Annotated in this window: 22 protein-coding genes and 3 pseudogenes; 21 read left to right on the top strand and 4 right to left on the bottom strand. The window is 58.6% G+C overall.

Going from position 1 to position 20,733, the window contains the following annotated elements; genetic code table 11:
* Positions 1–89 precede the first annotated feature (89 nt).
* The 15 genes and pseudogenes from EOHIBHHM_RS21220 to EOHIBHHM_RS21150 all read left to right on the top strand — a co-directional run bounded on the left by EOHIBHHM_RS21220 (position 90) and on the right by EOHIBHHM_RS21150 (position 11,253).
* Positions 90–1,328 (top strand): phage NrS-1 polymerase family protein, encoded by a 1,239-nt coding sequence (locus EOHIBHHM_RS21220; protein ID WP_497257696.1) that lies wholly within the window; start codon positions 90–92, stop codon positions 1,326–1,328.
* A gap of 226 nt (positions 1,329–1,554) precedes the next feature.
* A complete protein-coding gene (locus EOHIBHHM_RS21215; RefSeq protein ID WP_497257694.1) occupies positions 1,555–1,722 on the top strand; it encodes a hypothetical protein in 168 nt (55 codons plus the stop codon).
* Between the two features lie 8 nt (positions 1,723–1,730).
* The gene (locus EOHIBHHM_RS21210) at positions 1,731–2,240 is read left to right on the top strand and encodes a hypothetical protein (RefSeq protein ID WP_497257692.1); all 510 of its coding nucleotides are present in this window, start codon (positions 1,731–1,733) and stop codon (positions 2,238–2,240) included.
* 25 nt (positions 2,241–2,265) lie between these two features.
* Positions 2,266–2,631 (top strand): annotated as a pseudogene (locus tag EOHIBHHM_RS21205) (phage NrS-1 polymerase family protein); the annotation flags it as partial.
* Between the two features lie 229 nt (positions 2,632–2,860).
* Complete coding sequence (locus EOHIBHHM_RS21200) at positions 2,861–3,400, top strand: DUF7342 family protein (RefSeq protein WP_497257690.1); 540 nt, start codon at positions 2,861–2,863, stop codon at positions 3,398–3,400.
* A 778-nt stretch (positions 3,401–4,178) separates the two neighbouring features.
* The gene (locus EOHIBHHM_RS21195) at positions 4,179–4,844 is read left to right on the top strand and encodes a helix-turn-helix domain-containing protein (RefSeq protein ID WP_497257857.1); all 666 of its coding nucleotides are present in this window, start codon (positions 4,179–4,181) and stop codon (positions 4,842–4,844) included.
* A 204-nt stretch (positions 4,845–5,048) separates the two neighbouring features.
* Positions 5,049–5,573, top strand: coding sequence for a DUF7342 family protein (locus EOHIBHHM_RS21190; RefSeq protein WP_497257688.1), 525 nt, complete (start codon positions 5,049–5,051; stop codon positions 5,571–5,573).
* Positions 5,570–6,049, top strand: a complete 480-nt coding sequence (mntA, locus tag EOHIBHHM_RS21185; protein WP_497257686.1) for a type VII toxin-antitoxin system MntA family adenylyltransferase antitoxin — start codon at positions 5,570–5,572, stop codon at positions 6,047–6,049. Before EOHIBHHM_RS21190 ends, mntA (EOHIBHHM_RS21185) begins: the two co-directional genes overlap by 4 nt.
* 99 nt (positions 6,050–6,148) lie before the next feature.
* Positions 6,149–6,415 (top strand): hypothetical protein, encoded by a 267-nt coding sequence (locus EOHIBHHM_RS21180; RefSeq protein ID WP_497257684.1) that lies wholly within the window; start codon positions 6,149–6,151, stop codon positions 6,413–6,415.
* 120 nt (positions 6,416–6,535) lie between these two features.
* Positions 6,536–6,886, top strand: coding sequence for a DUF8105 family protein (locus EOHIBHHM_RS21175; RefSeq protein ID WP_497257682.1), 351 nt, complete (start codon positions 6,536–6,538; stop codon positions 6,884–6,886).
* A gap of 7 nt (positions 6,887–6,893) precedes the next feature.
* Complete coding sequence (locus EOHIBHHM_RS21170; RefSeq protein WP_497257680.1) at positions 6,894–7,232, top strand: DUF8158 family protein; 339 nt, start codon at positions 6,894–6,896, stop codon at positions 7,230–7,232.
* A gap of 146 nt (positions 7,233–7,378) precedes the next feature.
* Entirely contained in the window at positions 7,379–7,852 is a 474-nt protein-coding gene (locus EOHIBHHM_RS21165) for a hypothetical protein (protein WP_497257678.1), read from the top strand.
* Between the two features lie 319 nt (positions 7,853–8,171).
* Positions 8,172–9,203, top strand: coding sequence for an outer membrane protein assembly factor BamB family protein (locus EOHIBHHM_RS21160; protein ID WP_497257676.1), 1,032 nt, complete (start codon positions 8,172–8,174; stop codon positions 9,201–9,203).
* Positions 9,203–9,784 (top strand): hypothetical protein, encoded by a 582-nt coding sequence (locus EOHIBHHM_RS21155; RefSeq protein WP_497257674.1) that lies wholly within the window; start codon positions 9,203–9,205, stop codon positions 9,782–9,784. The genes EOHIBHHM_RS21160 and EOHIBHHM_RS21155 overlap by 1 nt, the downstream gene beginning before the upstream one ends.
* Positions 9,785–10,110: 326 nt before the next feature.
* Complete coding sequence (locus EOHIBHHM_RS21150) at positions 10,111–11,253, top strand: outer membrane protein assembly factor BamB family protein (RefSeq protein ID WP_497257672.1); 1,143 nt, start codon at positions 10,111–10,113, stop codon at positions 11,251–11,253.
* A 264-nt stretch (positions 11,254–11,517) separates the two neighbouring features.
* Here the strand turns inward: EOHIBHHM_RS21150 and EOHIBHHM_RS21145 are convergent, their stop codons facing one another.
* Positions 11,518–11,736: a hypothetical protein gene (locus EOHIBHHM_RS21145; protein WP_497257670.1), complete on the bottom strand. Its 219-nt coding sequence runs from the start codon at positions 11,734–11,736 to the stop codon at positions 11,518–11,520.
* A 327-nt stretch (positions 11,737–12,063) separates the two neighbouring features.
* Positions 12,064–12,546, bottom strand: coding sequence for a type VII toxin-antitoxin system MntA family adenylyltransferase antitoxin (gene mntA, locus EOHIBHHM_RS21140; RefSeq protein WP_497257668.1), 483 nt, complete (start codon positions 12,544–12,546; stop codon positions 12,064–12,066).
* A 270-nt stretch (positions 12,547–12,816) separates the two neighbouring features.
* Between mntA (EOHIBHHM_RS21140) and EOHIBHHM_RS21135 the strand changes: the two genes are divergently transcribed.
* Both EOHIBHHM_RS21135 and EOHIBHHM_RS21130 read left to right on the top strand, forming a co-directional pair.
* Positions 12,817–13,410, top strand: coding sequence for a DUF7437 domain-containing protein (locus EOHIBHHM_RS21135; protein WP_497257666.1), 594 nt, complete (start codon positions 12,817–12,819; stop codon positions 13,408–13,410).
* A pseudogene (locus tag EOHIBHHM_RS21130) lies at positions 13,407–13,559 on the top strand (PIN domain-containing protein); the annotation flags it as partial. The gene EOHIBHHM_RS21135 and the pseudogene EOHIBHHM_RS21130, both read left to right, overlap by 4 nt.
* Before the next feature lie 344 nt (positions 13,560–13,903).
* Here EOHIBHHM_RS21130 and EOHIBHHM_RS21125 read toward each other — a convergent pair.
* Positions 13,904–14,899, bottom strand: coding sequence for an outer membrane protein assembly factor BamB family protein (locus tag EOHIBHHM_RS21125; RefSeq protein WP_497257664.1), 996 nt, complete (start codon positions 14,897–14,899; stop codon positions 13,904–13,906).
* A 622-nt stretch (positions 14,900–15,521) separates the two neighbouring features.
* Between EOHIBHHM_RS21125 and EOHIBHHM_RS21120 the strand changes: the two genes are divergently transcribed.
* The 4 genes and pseudogenes from EOHIBHHM_RS21120 to EOHIBHHM_RS21105 all read left to right on the top strand — a co-directional run bounded on the left by EOHIBHHM_RS21120 (position 15,522) and on the right by EOHIBHHM_RS21105 (position 20,200).
* Positions 15,522–16,418, top strand: a complete 897-nt coding sequence (locus tag EOHIBHHM_RS21120; RefSeq protein WP_497257662.1) for an SOSS complex subunit B family protein — start codon at positions 15,522–15,524, stop codon at positions 16,416–16,418.
* Positions 16,419–16,919: 501 nt separating this feature from the next.
* Positions 16,920–18,134 carry an ABC transporter substrate-binding protein gene (locus tag EOHIBHHM_RS21115; protein ID WP_497257660.1) on the top strand — a complete coding sequence of 405 codons (1,215 nt, stop codon included), beginning with the start codon at positions 16,920–16,922 and terminating at the stop codon, positions 18,132–18,134.
* A gap of 3 nt (positions 18,135–18,137) precedes the next feature.
* A complete protein-coding gene (locus EOHIBHHM_RS21110) occupies positions 18,138–19,067 on the top strand; it encodes an NAD(P)/FAD-dependent oxidoreductase (RefSeq protein ID WP_497257658.1) in 930 nt (309 codons plus the stop codon).
* Between the two features lie 178 nt (positions 19,068–19,245).
* Positions 19,246–20,200 (top strand): annotated as a pseudogene (locus EOHIBHHM_RS21105) (transcription initiation factor IIB).
* A gap of 32 nt (positions 20,201–20,232) precedes the next feature.
* On the opposite strand, the gene EOHIBHHM_RS21100 reads toward EOHIBHHM_RS21105, so the two are convergent.
* Positions 20,233–20,727: a hypothetical protein gene (locus tag EOHIBHHM_RS21100; protein WP_497257656.1), complete on the bottom strand. Its 495-nt coding sequence runs from the start codon at positions 20,725–20,727 to the stop codon at positions 20,233–20,235.
* Between the last annotated feature and the right edge of the window lie 6 nt (positions 20,728–20,733).

Raw genomic sequence — 20,733 nt, 5'->3', positions numbered from 1 at the left:
AGGGGTGAAGCCGGTGCAAGTGAGCGAAGCGAACAGCGGGAGATTTTTTCTGGCGCCAAAAGGGGCGCGGCTTCCAGAGGAGACACCCAATGACTGAGGAACCCACCGAGATGCTGACACAGGAATCGATACCGGACGAGCTCGCTGAACGACCCCAGTGGGTGTGTTGGCGACGAGAGCAACGTGACGGGAAAGCGACGAAGATTCCGGTGTTACGTGGAGTGGGGTCGTTCGCCTCGTCGACGGACCCAGAAACGTGGGCAGACTTTGAGACTGCCTGTGACTATCTCGAACGTGGCCGGGCCGATGGAATCGGCTTTGTGTTCACCGAGGAGGACCCGATCGTCGGCGTCGACCTCGACGACTGTCGTAATCCCGAGAGTGGTGACACCGACGACGATGCACAGGACATCATCACCCGACTGGATTCCTACACTGAAGTGTCGCCATCGGGAACGGGGTATCACGTACTCATCCAAGGGAGCTTGCCGGAGGGTCGGAACCGACGAGGGGAGATCGAGTGTTACGACACAGCCCGCTTTTTCACCGTCACCGGCGATCGAGTGACAGGAACGCCAACAGCGGTGTCGCAGAGACAAGACGCCCTGGAAGCGATCCATCGTGAGTACATCGCCGAGGAGACACCCACACAGGCGACGGACACCCCTACGGATGTCACACAGCGAGATGAGACCACATCTAGCACGTCACTCGACGACGACACCCTCCTCGAGAAAGCGAAGAGCGCCTCGAACGGTGAGAAGTTCGACCGCCTGTGGAACGGCTCAACCAGTGGCTACGACAGTAACTCAGAGGCCGATATGGCGCTATGTTGCATGCTGGCCTTTTGGAGCGGCGGCGACACGACACAGATGGATCAGCTGTTCCGCCAGTCAGGGCTCATCCGTGAGAAGTGGGACGAAGTGCACTACGCCGACGGGTCGACGTACGGCGAGAAGACCATCGAACGTGCGATCGAACGGACGTCAGAGTTCTACGAGCCACGGGCGAAGGCGGACACAGACACACCCACCACCGATGGCGACGATGCCGACAACACGCGTAGTCGAGCATATCTCATGGAGAAGAATCGCTTGCTGCGAGAGCGTGTGAACAGTCTCGAAGCGACGCTCGACAAGCGAGAGGAGCGTATCGAGAAACTCGAGGCAGAAGTAGCACGGCTCACTGGCTCCGTTACAGCGCAGACCGGAACCTCTGACGCCGTCGACGACGGTGGACACACTGAAGTGACTGATGACGAGGGAGAGTCAGAGACGTCGTCGTTGTGGGGACGAACGAAGCAATTGCTCGGAACAGATACTGAGTGACGGGAGGGGTTTTTGCTCCGTCAAGAGTGCCGGAGCAGTCAGCGTGACCCAACGTAACATCCAGAACCTGTAGCAAAGCGCAACGGTACCTGAAGCACCCCCGTGGTCACTGAGTCGAATGGAATCCACGTTCGGAGGCTTCGATTCATACACCAACCAGACACCGGTAGACGCCAGTATTATAACCAACGGGCGATTTTGTTACCATAGACAGGAGGTACGTTCCATGAGTGAGAAAACGGCAGATCTGTGGGAGAAAGCGATGGGATCAGAGAGCGATGCCTCCGAGATTGAAGCCCAGTTAGCGGAGCTCAATCAAGAGTTGAACTGGGACCGCGAGAATCTTCGTGAGGATATTTCGACCGACCGAACGCAAGTTCGCGCAGACGACTAACGACTGGAATGTTTCTTGTTCTAGATAGCAACGTGTGGATATACGCAGCCACAGCAGACAAATTCCCAGTCGAGATCTACTCAGACGTATTAGGCGAACGTCTGCACTTTTTTGAAGGGTTTCTCTCGGGGACGTACGAAACGGCCATCACACCATACATGCTTCTGGAAATCAAACACGGACTCTACCGTTCCCAACGTGTATCCGGCCCCGATGTCGACCGTGTACTCGAGAAGCTCTTCGGGCTCATTTGGACCTGTGATTCGATTACAGCTGACTTTACTGCAGAGGCAGTCCGTGAAACAACACTCGAAGAGGTACGTGGTGGGTCGACAGTACGACTGTTAAGTCATCTACTCGGTATTCAAAAGAAGGACGTTCCAATCTTCCTCCTCGCATACGAACACCGATATGAGCGTCCCCACATCCTTACTGATGATAGTGAATTTGCAGCGCTCAGTCCTGCTAAGTTCGATTTGCCTGCGATTTCACTGGAAGACGTCAACCTCACTTGGTGAATGATTCGACTGGCTTTGAAACGCAAAGACGATTGAGCGTGCGATCGAACGGACGTCAGAATTCTACGAACCACGGTCGAAGGCGGACGCAGAGACAGACACGTCTGCCACCGATGACGCCGACGCCGACGACGCACGCAGTCGAGCGTATCTCACCGAAAAGAACCGGTTGCTGCGAGAGCGTGTGAACAGCCTCGAAGCAACACTTGAGAAGCGAAACGAGCGTATTGACGAACTCAAGGCAGAGGTCGAACGTCTCAGTGGCACCGAGAGAGCACAGCACAAGAGGCCTGACGTCGGCGACGACGACGGCCACCTGGAAGCGACTGATGACGAGACGTCGTCGCTGTGGGGACGAACGAAGCGATTGCTCGGAACAGACGCTGAGTGACAGCAGCGTTTTTTGACTCCGTCAAGGGTGACGGAGCACACAACTAACCCGGCACAACACCGACAGGCTGGACCGACTCAGAGAACAGCCGACGCGCAGGAACACGCCGGATACGGGCTCGTCCGCAAGACGGTCGAGAGAAGCTTCTCATGATGCAGTGCGCAAAACGGGGCTAAATAATTCTTATTGATGCGAATTTATTAGTGTACTAACGGTGAAGACACCACCAATGACTGAGAAAGATCCGAGTTGGCCAGCTGGAATGGATGCCGCAGAGCGCGTCCGCCACGTGGCGCTGACGCGGACAGAACCACGCAATGCAGGGTGGATCGCAGAGGAAGCAGCAGTGTCACGCGATACGGCTGTGAAATACCTCACTCGGATGGTTGAGCAGGGCGATCTCGAAGCCATCGAGACAGCGGAGGGAACGAGCTACAAGCCCGACGCCGTGACACAGTTCCTCCGTGAGGTCCGCCAGCTCGCGGAAGCACACACGCTTGAGGAACTGACGCAGGAACTCAACGCAATCGGGGCAGAGATTGACGAGTGGAAAGACACCTACGAAGTCGATTCGCTTGCGGAGTTGCGTCAGAGCATCGGCGATGAAGCCCTCACCGGTGACGAGCGTCGTGAACGTCTCGACGTCATCGGCGAGTGGGAGTACAACATCGAAGTCCGCGAGTCGATGCAGCTCGCGATCAGTCTCAAGAGTTCGCTGACGACGTTGGGGGCAGCGTCAGGGTTGGAGGATTCGACGGGCCTCCCATAGGAAGGCTAGCAACACAGATGGTGATATTTCTTGCTGGTGGTCGGTGATTCATCCGCCGCGAAGGCCTTCGTCAACTCAAGGAACGACTGCAAAACGAGCCAGGGTGCTCGAACGTCCGATACGAACCCTCTGGACTTCGGCCCCGCACTGTTGTCGCTGACGTCGACGTGGAGATGTTTCTAAACGGCTCATTTCCACGGACGGAGGCAAAATTAGAGGTGCTTTGGCGACCACAAGCGGAGACAGATATCCAGCGTGTCCACTGGGCCGACGAGAGCGTGAGTCTTGGCTAGCACAAGGATGACGATCATCCCGACCTTGGCACAACGCACTTCCAACTCGAAGTCGGTGACGAACTCATCCACGAACCGGGCCAGATCGAGGTTGAAGCACCACTGAGCTTTCTCGAAATTTGTCTCGATCGGCTGCCCGGCGAATTGCAGAAGACGACCGAGGACTGATTTCGCCGAATGGCATACGTAATGGCGACGACACCGACGCGACGCGCAGTCGAAAAGAACAGTGGTGACGAGAGCGTGTGAGCAGACTCGAAGCAACACTTGAGGAGCGAAACGAGCGTATTGAGGAACTTGAGGGAGAAGTGGCGCGGCTTCCTAGCTCCGATACTGCACAGACCACGAGGAGTGACGTCGTCGACAACGTGAGCCAACGCAACACCAACAGCCTGTGCTCACAGGCAGTGCGTGGGACGTCCAGCCTGCAAACCGGCATAAGAGGTAATTTTTTTGACTGTTACGCAAAAATATGCAACCATAAGATGTACGAAGTGTGTGGCGAGAAAGAACTCAAGGTCATCCTCGCGCTCGATTCGGGAGATTCCATCTCGGGCGTTGCGCGAAAAATCGACGAAAACCGAGAGACGATCCGTCGCGTCGTGAACCGCCTCGAGGAGGCTGGGTACGTCGCCTACACTGATGGCCTCCAGCTCGTTGACCAGACCATCCGAGACGTCGGTCTCGAGTTCCTTGCCGCAGCATCGGCTTCCTCGTCGCCGTCGATCTCAGAGGCGTACGTCCTCCCACAGTTCGCTGGCATGGAATATGCATTCACTGCCATCGATGCGGTCTACGTCTGGACTCGCGGTGGCTATCAAGTTGCACGTGACCCCGAGGACTATCCGCTGTTCATCGCTGTCCAGGAGTCTGATCTCGACGCTTGGGCAACATTCTTCGAACGCTTCGGAATCCCGACTGCACAGGAACGCCAGGCCACTGAAGACCTCGATGGAACCATCCAGGTCGTTCTGGAGCCACGGTCACAGATCGATGCCGAAATAGTCGACGGACGGTCCGTTATTTCGCTCCAGGAAACCGTCGCGTACGCAGATGAGCATTATGCGCATTTCCAGTCAGCACTCGACATGCTCGACCGTATGTACGACGACGTCGACGCTGACGCGAACTATCGCATGGAGCCGATGTGAACGACCCTACCCTCCCCTACTCGCTCACGACATCAGCCGTTCGCCCCTTGCGGGGAGGGCTTCCTACTTCCACGACGTGCTTTGCAGATACCGGCGGATCTACAGGGAGCGCAGTCTCCCTTCGCAGAAAGCAAGCGAGACAAGAGCATGTGACTCTGGGAGACAACACCATTAGTCTGTGAGACAAACAGACTTGCGTATATTATGAGTGACCCTCCGTCAATTGACTTCGTTGCTGAGTGGGAAGCAGCGCTTGAGCGCCGGACGACGGTCGAAAAGATATACGACGTCGCCCTCCAGCTCAGAGAACCGCTGCGTGTCGCTGACATCGCAGATCGGGCAGGCATCACACCGGATACCGCACGGGAGCACCTCAACTTCCTCACAGAACTTGGTGTTGTGAAGAACCCGAGCGACGACCCAGCTACCTACGAACGTAATGACGCCTACTTCGAGTGGCGACGAATCGAGCGGCTCCGCACCGAATACACTGTTGAGGAACTCCAAGCACGCGCCCGTGAATTGACTGCCCGAATCGCAGACTACGAAGCGGCGTACGACGCGTCGACACCGGCAGCCGTTGACGCTGTCACTGTTGCAGAGGCGAGTGGTGACCGGACAATCGACAACGTGTACAGTGACCTCCGTGATTGGGCGAGTGCTCGAGAGGAGCGGAAGCTTACTGAACGGGCTCGCCTGCAACGCAGTCGCGCCGAAAATCAACAATGAGAACCGTTGAGTCAGCTGCCATCGACGATTCTCTCCCGATTGAGATGCTTCAAGGGATTCTTCGGGAGCACTCGGTTCGGTGTGCACTTTGCTTCGGTTCCTACGCGACAGCAACAACCCATCCAACGAGCGACATCGACATTGCGGTCGAGTTAGAAACGACTCAGCGTGAGAACCCGGCGTACAATGACGCGTTCTTCAGCCTGAGCGCAGACCTCAGCGAGGCACTCGAAATGGATGACGTAGACCTCGTCGATATCCACAGCCTCTCACCAGGCGTTGCTGCATCGGTCTTCGAGGAGGGTATCCTCCTTGTTGGCAACCTGGAACACGCCGAAGAGCTTCGGCGGCGTGTGACCGACAAATCGTCTGATACACGGTCGCCACGCGAACGTTTCGACGACGCACTCGCGAAGATTGATGAGCATCTCAGCGGATCCAGTGGTCCAGCATCCGAGGAGCACGACCGACAATGATGACTAATGACGTGTGTCCAGCGGACTACTTCGATCGTATTCTTGTCGCCGTCGACAGGTCCACGGGTATTCACATCACCACAGCGCAATCGACTAGCCATGACCACGGAGCTCACTGAACGGGTGCAGGAAATCGCCGAAGCGAGGGACATCCCAGAGTCGGAGATTCTCGAACAGGCGTTGGAACGCGGTGTCGAAGCTCTCTGGGTCGACCTCGTCCTCTCGCGATACGCGAGCGACGAAATCGATCGCGAGACAGCGATTGGTCTCGTCGGCCGTGGCCGTGTCAAGCGAGCAGAGCGGGAGTTGCAGGCCGTCGAAGACGACGTTCGGTGGGGACTGAGTGCGGATTCTCGCGGTTGCTAATGTGAGTTCCACTACCCATCTTGGCGAAGCTCCCTGCCACCCACTCCCGATGTTCGCCCGCTTGGAGAAAAGGGACGAACCCACCACTCCATTAAACCGATTGCAGGTATCTGATAGTGTATGAAGTGCCCTGCGTGTGATGGACCCGTCACGATGGAGGTCGGCCCTGATCTGCCGCCCTCAACATCCGTGATCAAGGCGCTCCTTGCTGCGGACGCCGAGGAACAACTCGAGCTGTCCCGAAACTGTTGGGAGTGTGGCTGGCAGGAAACACGCGTCGTTCGTATCGAGTCGATCGAAACGACCACTGGTGATGCCCACACTATCAGGCGGGCTGCACTCATCGACGAGATTACGAGTGAACTCGAAGCAATCGACAATCTCGAAACGCTCGAAGCGGCACTTGCGGAGTTTCGGCAGTTAGAGGCTGACACGTCGGAGGTAACTGACGAACACACCGAGAGGCTCTAACAGAAACATGTCCGACACCGATGCCCGATACAACGTTCGCGACTGCACGCAGAATCCCGATCACGCATCGATCGACGAGGTCTGTGAGCGACTCGTGTCGCGAGCGAACAATCCACGAGCTAACCACCAGGATGCACATTTCGACATCGCAATGGCTGACGTTGTTGACCGCTACGGTGAGGCAGCTGTTCGAGAGGTCGTCCAGCTCGTCCTTGCCGGGGATGTCACGTTTCGAACTGCAGCCGCGGACCTCGATATGCGTTCGATCGACGGCGTCCGAATCGGGACGACGGCCCAGTGGATTCTAGGGGAATTGAATGGCACGACCACGGACAACTCTGAGTGACCGGCGAACGGCGTCGGTTTCCCGTACCGCCACGCCATCGGTGTGCCATGAATCCCTGGCGTGGTAGTCTGCTCGATTCGCCTCACGATGGGGTGTCGTCCTCGCCACGGGATGTCGTTAAGATTCAATCCACTGTACTGTTCAATATGACTCTCCTGAGACCCTCGCTTCGCGGTGTTGCCCGCGGCGCTGGTGTACTCGCGTGGCTCAGCGGCGGGTACGGGTTCTTGTTCATGCTGGGCGCATTCGGGCCCGTTTCCTGTTGGACGAGTCGGACAGCCACCGAGACCAGCAGCGGGGAGTCCACCACTGTGGTCACTCGTGGTTGTGAAGCAGGGATCGACTATCTCTTCGGAAGCACGAGCGGCAACGCTCCAGTTCTGTTTTTCTGGGCCGTGATGCTCATCGGGCTCGTCGCCTTTGGCGGGGCTGCTGCGTGGGTCGGCTATCGACACCTCACCTGGGCGACCGCAGTCGTTGGGATAATCATCTCGATTATCGGCGTCATGAGCATCGGGTGGTACTTCATGTTCCCAACGCTGTGCTTGCTAATTGCCGCGATTGCGCTCACCCTCCAGGCCCGCCGAGAGAGTACTGGGAAACGCCCAACAGCGATTTGAGGAGAGTACTGCATTGATTGATCGTCGACGTATCGAGGGTGAACACAGAGAATACAGTCGTCTGTCAGTCAGTCGAAACGCTCTCGTACCGGACGTGTGAGTCTGAACCATGCCCCGTCTTACGCGGCGACGTGCCCTCCAGGCTCTTCCGTCGGTTGTCGGCGTCGGCTCCAGCCTATCTGGATGTCTGTCTAACGGTCGTGCGCCCACAGACGCGACTGGACCACCAACGCATCCACCTGCAAGCCCTCGTGACTCCATTGACGGGAGTTGGCCAAGCCATCGATATGACCCGACAGGTCGAGGCTACATTCCTACTGTGAGCGGTCCCACTCCGCCCGTCGGCGAGCTCTGGCATGTCGAGGCGCCGGTGAGTGAAACCACGCCGGCAGTCACCGACGGCACGATCTACCTTGCAGGAGACGGACTCACGGCACTTGACGCCGCAAGCGGCGAGGAACGCTGGCACGTTGACCTCGGACGGACGTACAAATCGTCGCCAGCAGTACAGGACGAGACGGTCTGCGTGGGCTTCGAAGAGACCCTCTTCGCGATCGATGTCACAAAGACAGCCGACGGCGACGCTGCAGTCCGATGGCGCGATTCGATGCCGAGCGATGAGATTACGTCGCCGGTCATCGCTGACGGAACCGTCGTCGTTGCGAGCGGCGATAGTGGCGGTCGAAGTGGGGCCATCCATGCAGTCGGACTCGACAGTGGCGAGCGTCAGTGGGTGAGAACAGTCGACGCGTGGCTTGGGACGATGCCCGTCGTCGAGGACGGGCAGGTGTTTTTCGGGACTATCGATGGCGATCTTTTCGCTGTGCAACTCAGCGACGGGAATGACGTCTGGACGCGCTCGCTTGACGCTCGATTCTTCCATACGTTTGCCGTTGCTGACGGGACGCTGTTCGCTGCAGAGACCGGCGGGCTGCTGTCTGCGTTCGACGCCGCGACTGGGGAGACACAGTGGTCAACGCGAATCGGACGCCCGACAGACAAGCATGCTGAGGTGATTGCCTCGCCGGTGGCCGTCGACAACGAGCGTGTCTACGTCGGCGCCACTGATGCACGCCTCTATGCGGTTGACCGCGAGCGCGGCGAGTTGGTGTGGGACTTTTGGGCGTGGAATACGGTCGGGTCGCCACCGGCTGTCGCAGGCGACACGGTGTACGTCGGGAGTGTCGATACGACCCTCTATGCGCTTGATACTGCGACAGGCCAGGTTCGATGGGAGTTTGCGACTGGGCAGCGCCTTGGGCGGGCGACGCCGGCGGTCGTCGATGGGGTAGTGTACCTCCCTGCTGGCGAGTCCTGTTATGCAATCGCCGCCCATGAGGAGGCCGCATAATGCAGCGACGGACGTTTCTGACGGGGGTGACTGGTGTCGTTGCGACAACTGCGGGCTGTGCCGGGCTCGACGGTCTCGGACGTCGCACTGACCCGATCGCTGAGGTGCGCTTTGAGGAAATCACTCCTCGAAAGGACCGTCCTGTCGGCACCGACGACGAGGAACGCGATCGATATCCACCGATTGTGGCGTGGGATGACGCGGCGTCGACAGTTCGAATCACCGGCTTCGTCTTCTACGGTGGTGGATGTGATGCGCCTGTGTTGAGGGCGGTTGAGTTGCGGGCAGACAATCGGCTCTTCGTCTCGGTCGGACACCGGGAGAAGTGGTATCTTCGACTGCCGATTCCGCTTCCAATCGCCTGTACAGCGAGTCTCGGTGGCATCCATTACCGCGTGACGGTGCGGTTTGCTGACAGCGCTGTCCTTCCGGAGACTGTCGAGGTTGATGAGGACAACGAGGCGGTGCCCGACGCCCATCACGTGGTGACCCGAGCCGAACAGAATGCGCTTTGCTCACGCGAGTCGTTCGAGAGTGAAGAACAGCGAGCGACAGCGCACTGGACGTGTCCGACCGAGTGACGGTATTGGGTTCGCTATCACAGGATACGCTCGCGGTATTCAACGACAAATCACGCTGAGAAGCGCTCTGTAGATTTCACCGTCACTTGGCAGCCGACGCATTCCCCCGCAGGTCCACAAAGCTTGTACGCTCGTCGTGCATGAGAACCAACATGTCCCCCCGTATCCGGCGACCTCTCACACGTAGAAGTGCCCTCCAACTTGGTGGTGGCTGTTTCATCGGCTCACTTGCTGGCTGTCTCTCACAACTCGGTTCGGAAAACACACCGACACAGTCGCCGACTGAACAGTCTCCAGCCACCTCACCTGCGACACCGACACCAGATGTGGCAGACCCGTCACTTCGGTGGTCGTACGACGTCGGGTCGACGGTCCGGAACGACCCGCTCTATCACGATGAACTCTGTTATGTCGGCACCGAGGATGGCCACCTGTACACGCTCGACACAGCCACAGGCGAGCCAGAGTGGCGATTCGACGCGCCAAACGGCATCGCGACTGTCGCGATGGGCGGCGACGTAATGACCGTCGCCGACGGTACACTATATGTTCTGAGTAGTGTTTCGGGGCCATACTCTGGCTCAGAAAATGTACTGCATGCACTCGATCCTGCGACGGGTGCAGAGCACTGGCGAACTGACCTCGATGTGACCAACTGGGTCGGTATCCTCGGTGTTGCCAACGGCGCGGTCGTACTTGGGTCGAACAACGACGGTATCGGCCCCTGCTGTGACCCAGCACTCGCTGTCGAGACAGCGACCGGAGCAATTCGCTGGCGAGCAGAAGCGGGCTCTGCATCCGGTGGCGCGTTCGACAAGACGAATGCGTATGTTGCCGTCCCTGGTCGGCTATACGCGTTCGGCTTGGACGACGGAAGTGAGAGATGGCGACACGACGGCCTAGAGTTCGAGACCGTCCGTGTTGTTGCCGACAGCGAGCACGTCTACGTCTACACCTCCGAAATCGTCGACCGGACTCCACGGAGTTGGGTGCGAGCCCTATCTCCCGAAGACGGGTCCGTCCGCTGGGAACACAGCGAGTGGTACGTGACGTCGATGCGCCTTGGCGACGCGCTCTATCTCGGTGGCGAACACGTCGCGAAACTCGGCCCCGACGGGACCGAACAGTGGCGCTACGAAGACGGTGGCCTCATTCATGATGCACCACTGACTGACGAAACGCTGTTCGTCTTCCGGTCAGGAACCGTCGTTGCGCTCGCAACGGACGATGGAACTGAACGATGGCGTACCGAGACAGCCGTAGAGTATGCAATCCCCCGGGCCGTTGGTGACGGCGTCGTCGTCCTCAGAGACGACCGGCGTGGTGCACTCTACGGCCATGATGCTGCGAGTGGTGACCACCGCTGGACGCTCACGCTCGGAGAGGACAGAGTGAGAGGCCCAGTCGTCGGTGATGGGGCGGTATTCGCGGTGACGAGGAACGGACGCGTCGTCGCACGAGATCTCTGAGTACAGCATCGATTCACGGCGGCAGCCAACTGTGGTCGGTTGCACAAGAAGGGAAACGTCCTACAGTACATCAGGAGCGTGAGCCGACTTCTGTCCCCGGTGTGAACTCGATCAACTGCGACGTCTCTTGCTTCCTGAGAGCACAGGAAACGATGGTGTCTCAGAGCAGTGTTAACCAACGCAAGTTGCACAATTCCGAGTTTGTTGGTTAACAGGATGGCGAACGCTCAGTGTTTCACTGTTCAGGGCCCTTGTCGGGACGCGTCACGGAGTGAGTCGGAGGCCGTTCGTCGATTCATAGACGTACCCCTTCAGCAACAACTGCTCGAGGAGGTCCTCCGCCTCTGGTCGCTCGAACCCACCGTCAATGAGGAGATCGACAGCTGCGTCGTGTGTAATCGTCCCGTCCTCATCGCTCCTCTGCGTGATCAGTTCCAGCGCAGTTTGCTGTGACGGCGTCAACGGGGTTGATGAGTGCCGCATTGTTTGACTAACTGTCAGCGACCACTGAGAGTGTTTGGGTCGTCAGACAAGTAGGATGATGCAGTACACTGCCTAAGCACGCTCTGGTCGGGTTTTGAAACCCGTGCACCGACAGAGAAGCGATCCCGCGTGCCAATTCCTTTCGGCATCACCTAGTCGGGGGTAGACCACGACTATACACTCATGACCCAGACGTGGATTGCGGACTGTCACGCTTGTGGGGAGAGTGGTGATCCCGTCTGGCGTGAACACCGACAAGCGACTACTGAAGAAGCGACACTGTACTCGACAGATTCGAGTGCCGACAGTCCTGGTGAGACCGTCGTTCTAGTCTGTCTTACTTGTGGAACATCGCGAAGTCGGTGATACCCTGGCCGATACGTCTCCACGCGCAAGCCGGTCGATGAATTCACGACGTTCTTGTTCGCGTTCACTCTCGCCTGCCTCATACGTGGCGGTGACTTGCTGTCGATACGCGTCAACCACCTCATCATCACCAACGAGACGAATACCATCTCGGAGCGCCGCGTACGCAACGTGCGTTGGGAGCGACTCGATATCACTCACGTCGACGAATCCATCTGCAAATTCCTGTAACTCAGCGTCGATACGGTTCCGTCGGCGGAACCGCTCGTCTTCAGACACCTCTTCTGGGAACCGGAGCGCAATATCGACGTCCGATGACTCATCTTCCGTTCCTCGTGCGTGTGACCCGAACAGAATCGCGAAGTTGACATCCGTTTGAGCGAGGTATGCCCCGACGGCTTCAATGTCGAGCGTGTCGATAGCGGAGTCATCTGGGTTGGGCACGGTGCTACTTTACGCTCCAGAGTAATATATTTCCAGTTACACGGTTAGTCCTCATCTTGCCGACGTTCTGTTGCGAAGTGCCGAACCGATAGCTGAATCACTTCCTCATTTTGCAACGGCCAATCGGTGGCCCAACTGAGCCGGACCACCGAGAGTGTTGAGGTTGTACTGACTCAGATCCTCCCCGCAAGAACATCAGCTCGAGCCAGCAACGGTTACCCAAACACTCTTTATCGGTTCGCTGTAAACTGTAATCAGTACAGAAACCCTATGTCACGTACCTCAAAGCAGAATACAGGTGACATCGTCCGTGACTTCCTCTCGGTTGCGGATCTTCTCGAAGAGCCACAGCTAGCTCAGTTGTATGCATATCTCGCTCGCAATGACGAGACATCCGTCAAAGACGTCATGGACGCACTTGACCTCGCACAGGGGACAGCCTACACCTACGTCAACCGGCTTGTTGATGCTGGCGTTGTCGAGGTGACCCGCGATGAGCAACCCCGGCTGTACACTGCTCGCCCGATTAACCTGACCGTGACTGCTGATGGTGACCGTGAGTACACGATTACACCGGCGCTGATTGATGCGGTCGGCCGCCGTGAGACCAACGGCGACATCGACACCTACATCGACCGTCACGGGGTTGCTGGCCTCGCGACGGCACTCTCCTACGCTGTCGCCCGTGAGCGCGGCGAGGTGACGCACCGCCTGATGGCCCGTGATCTCGACATTCCGCCACTCGCAGCCGAGATTGTCCTGCAGGCGCTCCGACCCGTGGTCCTCGAACATTTCGACATCGAGACATCGGGTGCGTCACTCACGGATATCGAAGGCGTTGACGAGGACGTCGACGACGCGTGACTACGATTCATATCGCTGACACCGGCCTGTTCGTGTCGATGGGCCAGCCATCAAACCGTCGGTATCAAGCCGTTCGTCGGTTTGCACGGCGCAACGAGATCACGTTCCGCCTCCCCGAGCGAGTGTACGAGGAGCTGACCCTCAACAGTGCTGCAGAATGGAACTCCGTCTAACCTCGCTCGTCGACGAGCGCATCGAAGACGTGACAACACAAACGGTTGGCTACGATACTCTCTCTCTCTCATTTCTCTGTGGCCCCGACCGCGTAGACCGAGCGGTCGGCCACGCCCGAGGTGACGACGGCGGTGTCGTCTCCGAGCGTGGGTGACGAGAGGCGACCCACGCCCGGCGAGACGTGCCACACCGGACAGCCGGTCTGTGGGTCGAACCCAGTCAGACGTGCCCGCTTTTCAGTCTTCGACCTGAACGACGCGACGACGTGCTTGGCGTCGGCCGCGAGGCCGATGAGTCGTCGGTCAGTCGTGGAGTGTGTCTACAGGGCACTCCCGTCGGTCGCATCCAGCGCCCGGAGCAGGTCGTTGCGGGCCACGAAGACCCGCCCACCTCCGGCGACGACACGCTCGGAACTTCGCCCATCACGCCAGCGGGTCGTCCCGTCGGCTGGATCGAGCGCCACGGTTCCTTCACGCGAGGCAACGACGACACCCGTGTTGCCCCCGGAAGAAAATGCGGCCATGTCCGAGGGAACGGACACCCCCGTCGACCACTGGGCGGCCCCATCAGCCAGATCGAACGCGCGAATCACGTGGTCCTCCGAGGCGGCGACGACGCTCGCGTCGAGCGTAACCGGTCGGGTCGTCAGCGGTGCGCGCTCATCCGGCGCGAACCGCTGTCGCCAGCGAACCGACCCGTCAGCGGCGTCGAGTGCGACGGCACGGTCGAATTCGTCGTCGACCGTCGTGTGCATGGTCGGGTGGTTCGACTCGCCGAAGACCACGAGTCCATCGGCGGCCGTGGCAGGTGCGGTAAGGTCACCTGTCGGGTCGTGTCGCCACCGCTCGGTTCCATCGATTCGAGAGAGAGCCGTCACCCTATCGTATTCTGGGTAATAGAGTGCGTCTTCGCCGACCGCCGGTGCGACGTAGAGCATCCCGTCCACTGCCGTACGCCACTGCTCGGTTCCATCGGTAAGGTCGAACGCGCGCAATGTATCGGGCTTGTCACCGCCAACGTAGACAATCCCGTTGGCGACGACTGGGTCGTAGGTACGACTGTCAGTGGTCGTCCGCCAGCGAGGCGTCCTGCTCTCTGGTTCACGACACGGTGATTCCTCGGGTGTCGCCGTCTGCGTGTTTTCGGCGGTCGATTCTGCTGTCGCGGTCTGTGTCGACGTTTGGTCTGTTGTTGTCGCGCCGTCGACCGACGTCGTCGGTTCGTCGCCTGTCGTCGCCGAACAACCAGCGAAGACAACCGACCCTGCGACACCGAGTTTCTGGAGGACTTCTCGACGGGGTAGACTTCGAGTCACGACAAGAAGAATTGTCGTGGGATAAATCAGTATTTCGTATGACAAATTAAACTCTACCGATCGTCGAGCCCGGCTGGACGAGTGTTTCGTTACGGCACGCCCCGCTCGCCGCTGCCGCCTGCCGGTGAGCAAGCTCACCGACGTCTCGTTCGCTTCGCTCACGAGACCTCCGCGTCGCTCGCGACTGACCATTCCGGGACTGCCTGCCTGCAGTAGCGGGCGGGCTGCCGGGCTAAAGTGGATGTGCCTTCGACGCCAGCGGGTATCCCCGTCGGTTGCGCCCCTTGCGGGTTTTCGCGTTCCAGCGCTTTGTGCCGCCTGCGCTGTCGCGCGCCACACAGCGGCGCGCGTTCTCGGCGACAGTCGCCCTGGACACGGTCCCGCGCATCGGGCCGGACACGAGCGGGCATATCCCGCTGGACGCTTGCTCCGGGCGGGTCGCCGCGCGGTGCTGGTTGGGTGGCCTCCCTGAGGCGCTCTCGCTCGCGCCCCAAGGGGCGCTCACGAAGGCGCGAGCGAGAGCGCGTAGACGGGTCTGTCGGGTGACGTTGTGAGAAGTCCGCGATGTAGTAGCATCGCGGTGTCGGGCGCGTGAACGCCTTCGGAATCAAGGGAGATTCCAATGTCAAGTAACAACGCAACCAGTAATGTAGTTTCGGTCGATGAACAGGCATTCGAGAACCAAAACGAAGCAGCGGTCGACGAGGACGGCTTCGAGGTCGTCGATGAGACGCCGGAATTCAGAGCGACGGTGCAGATGGAAGTACAAGCGAAGGTGGATGCAAACCACCCGGACGGAATTGTCGACACCGACGACGAACGAATCTACGGGGCAACCCTCGAACAAGAAGAGCGCATTCGAGGTCGCGAGGAAGAGCTAGAGCGCATCAGTGCACGAGCGACGTTCGGAACGCAGGACGGTCGGGAGAAGCGGTCGCGAGACGTGGCGGCGAAACGAAATGAGAAGCGACGGACAGCGTTCCAGAAGCGAGCGGCGAGCGTGGATGTGTGGGCAGACCCCGAGCGAGCCGATCCACGTGAAGAACTGACGAAGGAGCAGTTGGGGGCGGTGAACACGCAGGCGATGCGGTTGAGCGAGAAACTCGATGGCTGGTCGCGAGCGGCGATTGGGCGACGGCTCGGTGAGGATGTGGTCGGTGGCAAAGGCATGATGAGCGCGGTCGTCAGTGTGTTCGAGGAGTTGCAGACGGCGCCGGGACAGGTGGTTCCGATTGGGAAGCTCGAGGACGTCAATCGCAAAGAGGTGCGTATCGAAGGACGCGTCGAGACGCTGTGGGAACCCTCGCATCCGAGTATCGCTCAAGTGGGCCTCATTGCCGACGACAGTGGAAAAACCAGAGTGACGGTCTGGAAGGCGTCGAACGCTCCATTGATGGACGAGGGCGAGCAGGTGCGCATCGATGGCGCGGCGCGGAACTGGTACGAAGGGCGCGTTTCACTGGCCGTCACCGGGTGGTCGAGTCTCACCTTCCCCGAGCGCGGTCGGTGGTGGGAATAGCCAGTCATCGGGGCCTTCTTTTTTGCTACGTGCCCGTTCGCCCACTTCCCGCCGCCCCACCCAACCTCCACGTTCCGGGCGGCTCACCAGCCGCCGGGCTTTCGCTATCGTTCGGTGGTGAGTTCGCTCCGTATGGGCGGTTTTGGATTGTTCTCGTTTGTGATAGGTTTCTTCGGTCAATGTCGAATAGAGCGCGCAAGTCGTTCGCGGCAAAGTCCTCGGATAAGCCATTCAGTTCACTCGATATAGTATCAAACTCGGATACATCGCGCTCAAACAGCCTCACCGGAAGTACTCACCGGAAGTACTGGCAGATTCTGTATTGGGCTCTCGTTCGACAAACCAGAGGTAAAACAGAAATTGGCGAAGGGGCTGGAATCCGTTGTAGTCGGGGATCCACATCAACTTCGACGTCGAATCTCACTTACGTTTCAGCCAGCTATCTTTTAGGCTGGCCTAAATTTCGAAGCAGTCATATAGTTTTAGGCAAGCCTAATCTGTATGTCGGAAGATACAGACAACAGCACAGGTCCAACCCGGCGTGAGTACGTAAAGTACGGCGGAGCGGTTCTCGGTGGGGGACTGCTTGCCGGTTGCACTGGTGACAACCAGTCAGACTCAGCACCAGAAGGGACAGCGACGGAGACACAATCGTCGAATAAGACTGCGAATACCGAGACGGCATCCAAGGACACCGGTTATTCAGCCTCGATTGAACCGGTTGGGAAGGTCACGTTCGAGTCAGTCCCCGAACGATGGATCGCCTATGATGGCGGCTACGCTGACATGGGTGTCGCACTCGGCAAGGCCGACGGGATGACGGGTATCGGCGCGTCCGGTCGCTACTACACGTACGTCTACGATGAACTCCCTGGCGTGAGCGTCGACCGCGAGTCACTCGAAGCCAACGATCTGGGAGAGGCTGGCATGGAGAAGGAGATTTTCTACGAACTTGACAACGACGTCCACCTCATGGATCCGCAGATGCTCGTCAACTGGTTCGACTGGAGCGAGAAGGACGTCGACGAAATCGCACAGAACGTCGGTCCCTTCTTCGGAAATCTCATTTTCCGCCGAGAAGACGAGTGGCACGACTACCGGTACTACACGCTCTACGAAGCGTTCGAAAAAGTCGCGCAGGCCTTCGGCGAAAAAGAACGGTACAGTGCGTTCGAAGAATTGCACGACGAGTTCCTCTCGGAGATCCAGACACAACTCCCCCCGGCCGACAGTCGCCCCAACGTGTTGCTCGTCTACGAGGGAAGCGACCAGCCCGAAGAGTTCTCGCCGTACCGACTCAACGACAAGGGAACCAGCAAGAAACAGTGGCGCGACCTCGGCGTTAGTGACGCCCTCGCCGGGACAGGAGTGAAAGGGCTGAGCACTACTGACCGTGGCCGAATCGACTACGAGACGATGCTCGAAGTCGACCCCGACGTCATCATGCTTCGAGCGCACGAACGAAAGTCCGCGACCGAGTTCCAAGAGACGGTTCTCGAGTTCATGCGGAATCACCCCGTCGCAAGCGAGTTGACTGCCGTGCAGAACGGACGCGTCTACCGTGGCGGCCAACTGTTTCAGGGACCGATTCAAAACCTCTTCCAGACTGAACGTGCGGCGAAGCAACTCTACCCAGAGGTCTTCGGCGAGGTAACTGCCGATGAAAAACTGTTCGACCGCCAGCGCGTTGCAGACATCGTCAATGGAGAGGTCTAAGGAATGAGTTCCACGACAATAGAACAGAGACTGGAATCGTTCGACTACGACGTTGTGATCGTCGGCGGCGGCCCAGCCGGCTGTTCGGCAGGTGTCTTCACCGCACGGTACGACCTTGACACAGTCATCTTCGACCGTGGACGCTCGTCGATACAGCGGTGTGCATTCCTTGAGAACTATCTTGGCTTCCCGATTGGAATCGATATCGAGACGTTCTACACGTTGATGCACGACCACGCAAAAGAAGCAGGCTGTGAGTACGTCCCAGGTCTTGTTGAGTCTATCACGCGTACTGACGATGGAGATGGGTTCGTCGTCAAACCGCAGCAGGGGGATGCCGTGACCGCGGCGCACGTTATCGCGGCAACTCGGTACGACGGGGAATATCTTCGGCCCCTCGGTGGTGATGAGATGTTCGAGACTCACGAATACGACGGCGAAGTCCACGAACGCTTCGATCGGTCGTATCCCGAAGACGATGGAACAACACCCATTGACGGCCTCTATATTGCGTCCCCGACCGATGGGACCGACCGTCAGGCAATCATCGCTGCAGGACGCGGTGCGAGCGTGGCGCTAGCAGTAATCGATCGCCTCCGTCACGAACGCGGGTACTTTGAGTCGTTCGCCAGACACCGTGATTGGCGGCGGCGAGAAGCTGAACGGACTGAGGAGTGGTCTGACCGTGACCGTTGGCGCGATTACGCGGAGGCTGAGCGACCCGACGAACACGAGGTTGACGAGGAGGATTGGGTTGAATTGCGGGAAGAAGAGATTGACCGTCGGTTTGAGACGTACCTCTCAGAGGTGGAAATCGACCACCGAACGGAACGCGGACAGATTCGACTTCTTGAACAGATCGATGACGAACTTATCGCCGAGTACGCCGACGGGCTTACTGCAGATTTACAACCCACTGTGGTGAACGACTGACGCAAAAATTTGCCAGATCTGTATTCTGAACACAGCGAATTAAACATTATTTGGCTGTTGTATACCGCCTCTGACGCTATCTAGAGAATTTGATAAGACCGCACGGCTGTTTTTCTGCCCCTGAAGGGTGAGGGGCACATGGAGACGTGCGATTCGTCTGGTGTCCCTCGTGAATACCATGGCAACGAGAGAGATCTACGAGACGACCTTCGACGAAGACGTCCAGCATGAGTCCAGCTCGAACACCTATCCCGAATACAACGGCTACGTGGCGACCAACGCGGTGGAAACAGTCTGTGAAGACTGTGGGCTCGTCATCGCAGACCAGCAGATCGACCACGGCCCCGAGTGGCGTTCGTTCGAAGACGACGACAGCGACCGCGAACGGACAGGGCCCCACTCACGGCGAGCCGTCACGACCGAGGCTTGTCGACCGAAATCGGTCGCAGAACCGATGGGAAAGGACGCACGCTCTTTGGTCGAAACGACGTCAGCTTGCCCGGATGCGGCGTGAGCAGATGCGGGGGCGGTTCCAGTCGAAAGCCGAGCGGAACCTCGCACACGGGCTAGGCGAGGTCCGAAGAGTCACGAGCGCTCTCGGACTCGGAGGCTCAGTTCGCGACCAGGCGTGTCAGCTCTTCCGGAGTACCCAACGCGAGGACCTCTTGCTCGGCCGGTCAATCGAAGCGATAGCCGCCGCCAGCGTCTACGGGGTCTGTCGGTGTCACGGACGACCACTCGCCCGTGATGACCTCGTCGACGTTGCTCGTGTCGACCACTCGGGTGTCACAAACGCGTACAAAACGTTGAACAGAGAGTTGGGACTCCCGACACAGCCTGTCGCCCCACAATCACTGATCCCCAAACTCGCTTCGGAACTCGGTGTCGAGAAACAGGTTCGTCGTCGAGCGCGTACACTCGCTGAGCGTGTGCATGAGACGTCCATTACGAACGGCTATCAGCCGTCTGGGGTTGCTGCAGCCTGTCTCTATCTCGCCAGTCGTGAACACGGTGAGTCACAGACACAGACACAGGTTGCAGCGGCCGCTGGCACGACGCCAACGACGTTGCGAGCACGACATGCAGAACTCACCGAGCTGATTGACGGGGAGGTTCAAGTCGCATCGGCGTAGGGGTTGTTCAGATGCGTCGTTGGAACAGTCGCTCACTCTGCATCCGGCCATTCCGAGAGTGATGGTTGTCCATCCTGCCACCGAATCGCCTCCAAAGCGGTTGGCAACTGCTGAAGTCGTTGATCGAGTGCTGCAAGCGGATGTGCATCGAGAAATGCCGCAGTATGCCTGTCAACATCGGTGTCCTCGTGGTTGAGTTGAATGTGACAAGAGCCCAATTCAGGATGGTCAGCGTCTTGGTGGAACCCGAGCATGAGGTTCCGCGTTGGTTCGATCCAATTGATTTGGTAGTACTCGTGGTCAACACCGATTGGATACCAGAATCGAATCTCTAATCGTGCAGTTTCGACGTCGTAGGAGTGATTCAGGAACGTTGCTGTGTCGATATCAGCGATGACAAAGCGTGGACGACGACGAGATGGACGGTAGCGCACATTCTCACAGCCAGCGTGTTTCGAGAGCCGACTGTGTACTTCTCGAAGCAGGGTACGTTGCGTATAGCGGTCGCGATTCGCAAGGAAGATCATCGTGGT

Source organism: Halogranum roseipondis (assembly GCF_059695585.1).
Note: the sequence above shows the minus strand (reverse complement) of the source record. Positions and strands in the feature narration are given on the sequence as shown.

Coding starts and splice junctions, on each gene's coding strand:
- EOHIBHHM_RS21215 (WP_497257694.1), top strand. CDS start 1,555: ATGAGTGAGAAAACGGCAGATCTGTGGGAGAAAGCGATGGGATCAGAG.
- EOHIBHHM_RS21120 (WP_497257662.1), top strand. CDS start 15,522: ATGTCAAGTAACAACGCAACCAGTAATGTAGTTTCGGTCGATGAACAG.
- EOHIBHHM_RS21165 (WP_497257678.1), top strand. CDS start 7,379: ATGACTCTCCTGAGACCCTCGCTTCGCGGTGTTGCCCGCGGCGCTGGT.
- mntA (WP_497257686.1), top strand. CDS start 5,570: ATGAGAACCGTTGAGTCAGCTGCCATCGACGATTCTCTCCCGATTGAG.
- EOHIBHHM_RS21210 (WP_497257692.1), top strand. CDS start 1,731: ATGTTTCTTGTTCTAGATAGCAACGTGTGGATATACGCAGCCACAGCA.
- EOHIBHHM_RS21220 (WP_497257696.1), top strand. CDS start 90: ATGACTGAGGAACCCACCGAGATGCTGACACAGGAATCGATACCGGAC.
- EOHIBHHM_RS21175 (WP_497257682.1), top strand. CDS start 6,536: ATGAAGTGCCCTGCGTGTGATGGACCCGTCACGATGGAGGTCGGCCCT.
- EOHIBHHM_RS21195 (WP_497257857.1), top strand. CDS start 4,179: ATGTACGAAGTGTGTGGCGAGAAAGAACTCAAGGTCATCCTCGCGCTC.
- EOHIBHHM_RS21190 (WP_497257688.1), top strand. CDS start 5,049: ATGAGTGACCCTCCGTCAATTGACTTCGTTGCTGAGTGGGAAGCAGCG.
- EOHIBHHM_RS21135 (WP_497257666.1), top strand. CDS start 12,817: ATGTCACGTACCTCAAAGCAGAATACAGGTGACATCGTCCGTGACTTC.
- EOHIBHHM_RS21155 (WP_497257674.1), top strand. CDS start 9,203: ATGCAGCGACGGACGTTTCTGACGGGGGTGACTGGTGTCGTTGCGACA.
- EOHIBHHM_RS21145 (WP_497257670.1), bottom strand. CDS start 11,736: ATGCGGCACTCATCAACCCCGTTGACGCCGTCACAGCAAACTGCGCTG.
- EOHIBHHM_RS21200 (WP_497257690.1), top strand. CDS start 2,861: ATGACTGAGAAAGATCCGAGTTGGCCAGCTGGAATGGATGCCGCAGAG.
- EOHIBHHM_RS21170 (WP_497257680.1), top strand. CDS start 6,894: ATGTCCGACACCGATGCCCGATACAACGTTCGCGACTGCACGCAGAAT.
- EOHIBHHM_RS21100 (WP_497257656.1), bottom strand. CDS start 20,727: ATGATCTTCCTTGCGAATCGCGACCGCTATACGCAACGTACCCTGCTT.
- EOHIBHHM_RS21115 (WP_497257660.1), top strand. CDS start 16,920: ATGTCGGAAGATACAGACAACAGCACAGGTCCAACCCGGCGTGAGTAC.
- EOHIBHHM_RS21110 (WP_497257658.1), top strand. CDS start 18,138: ATGAGTTCCACGACAATAGAACAGAGACTGGAATCGTTCGACTACGAC.
- EOHIBHHM_RS21180 (WP_497257684.1), top strand. CDS start 6,149: ATGACCACGGAGCTCACTGAACGGGTGCAGGAAATCGCCGAAGCGAGG.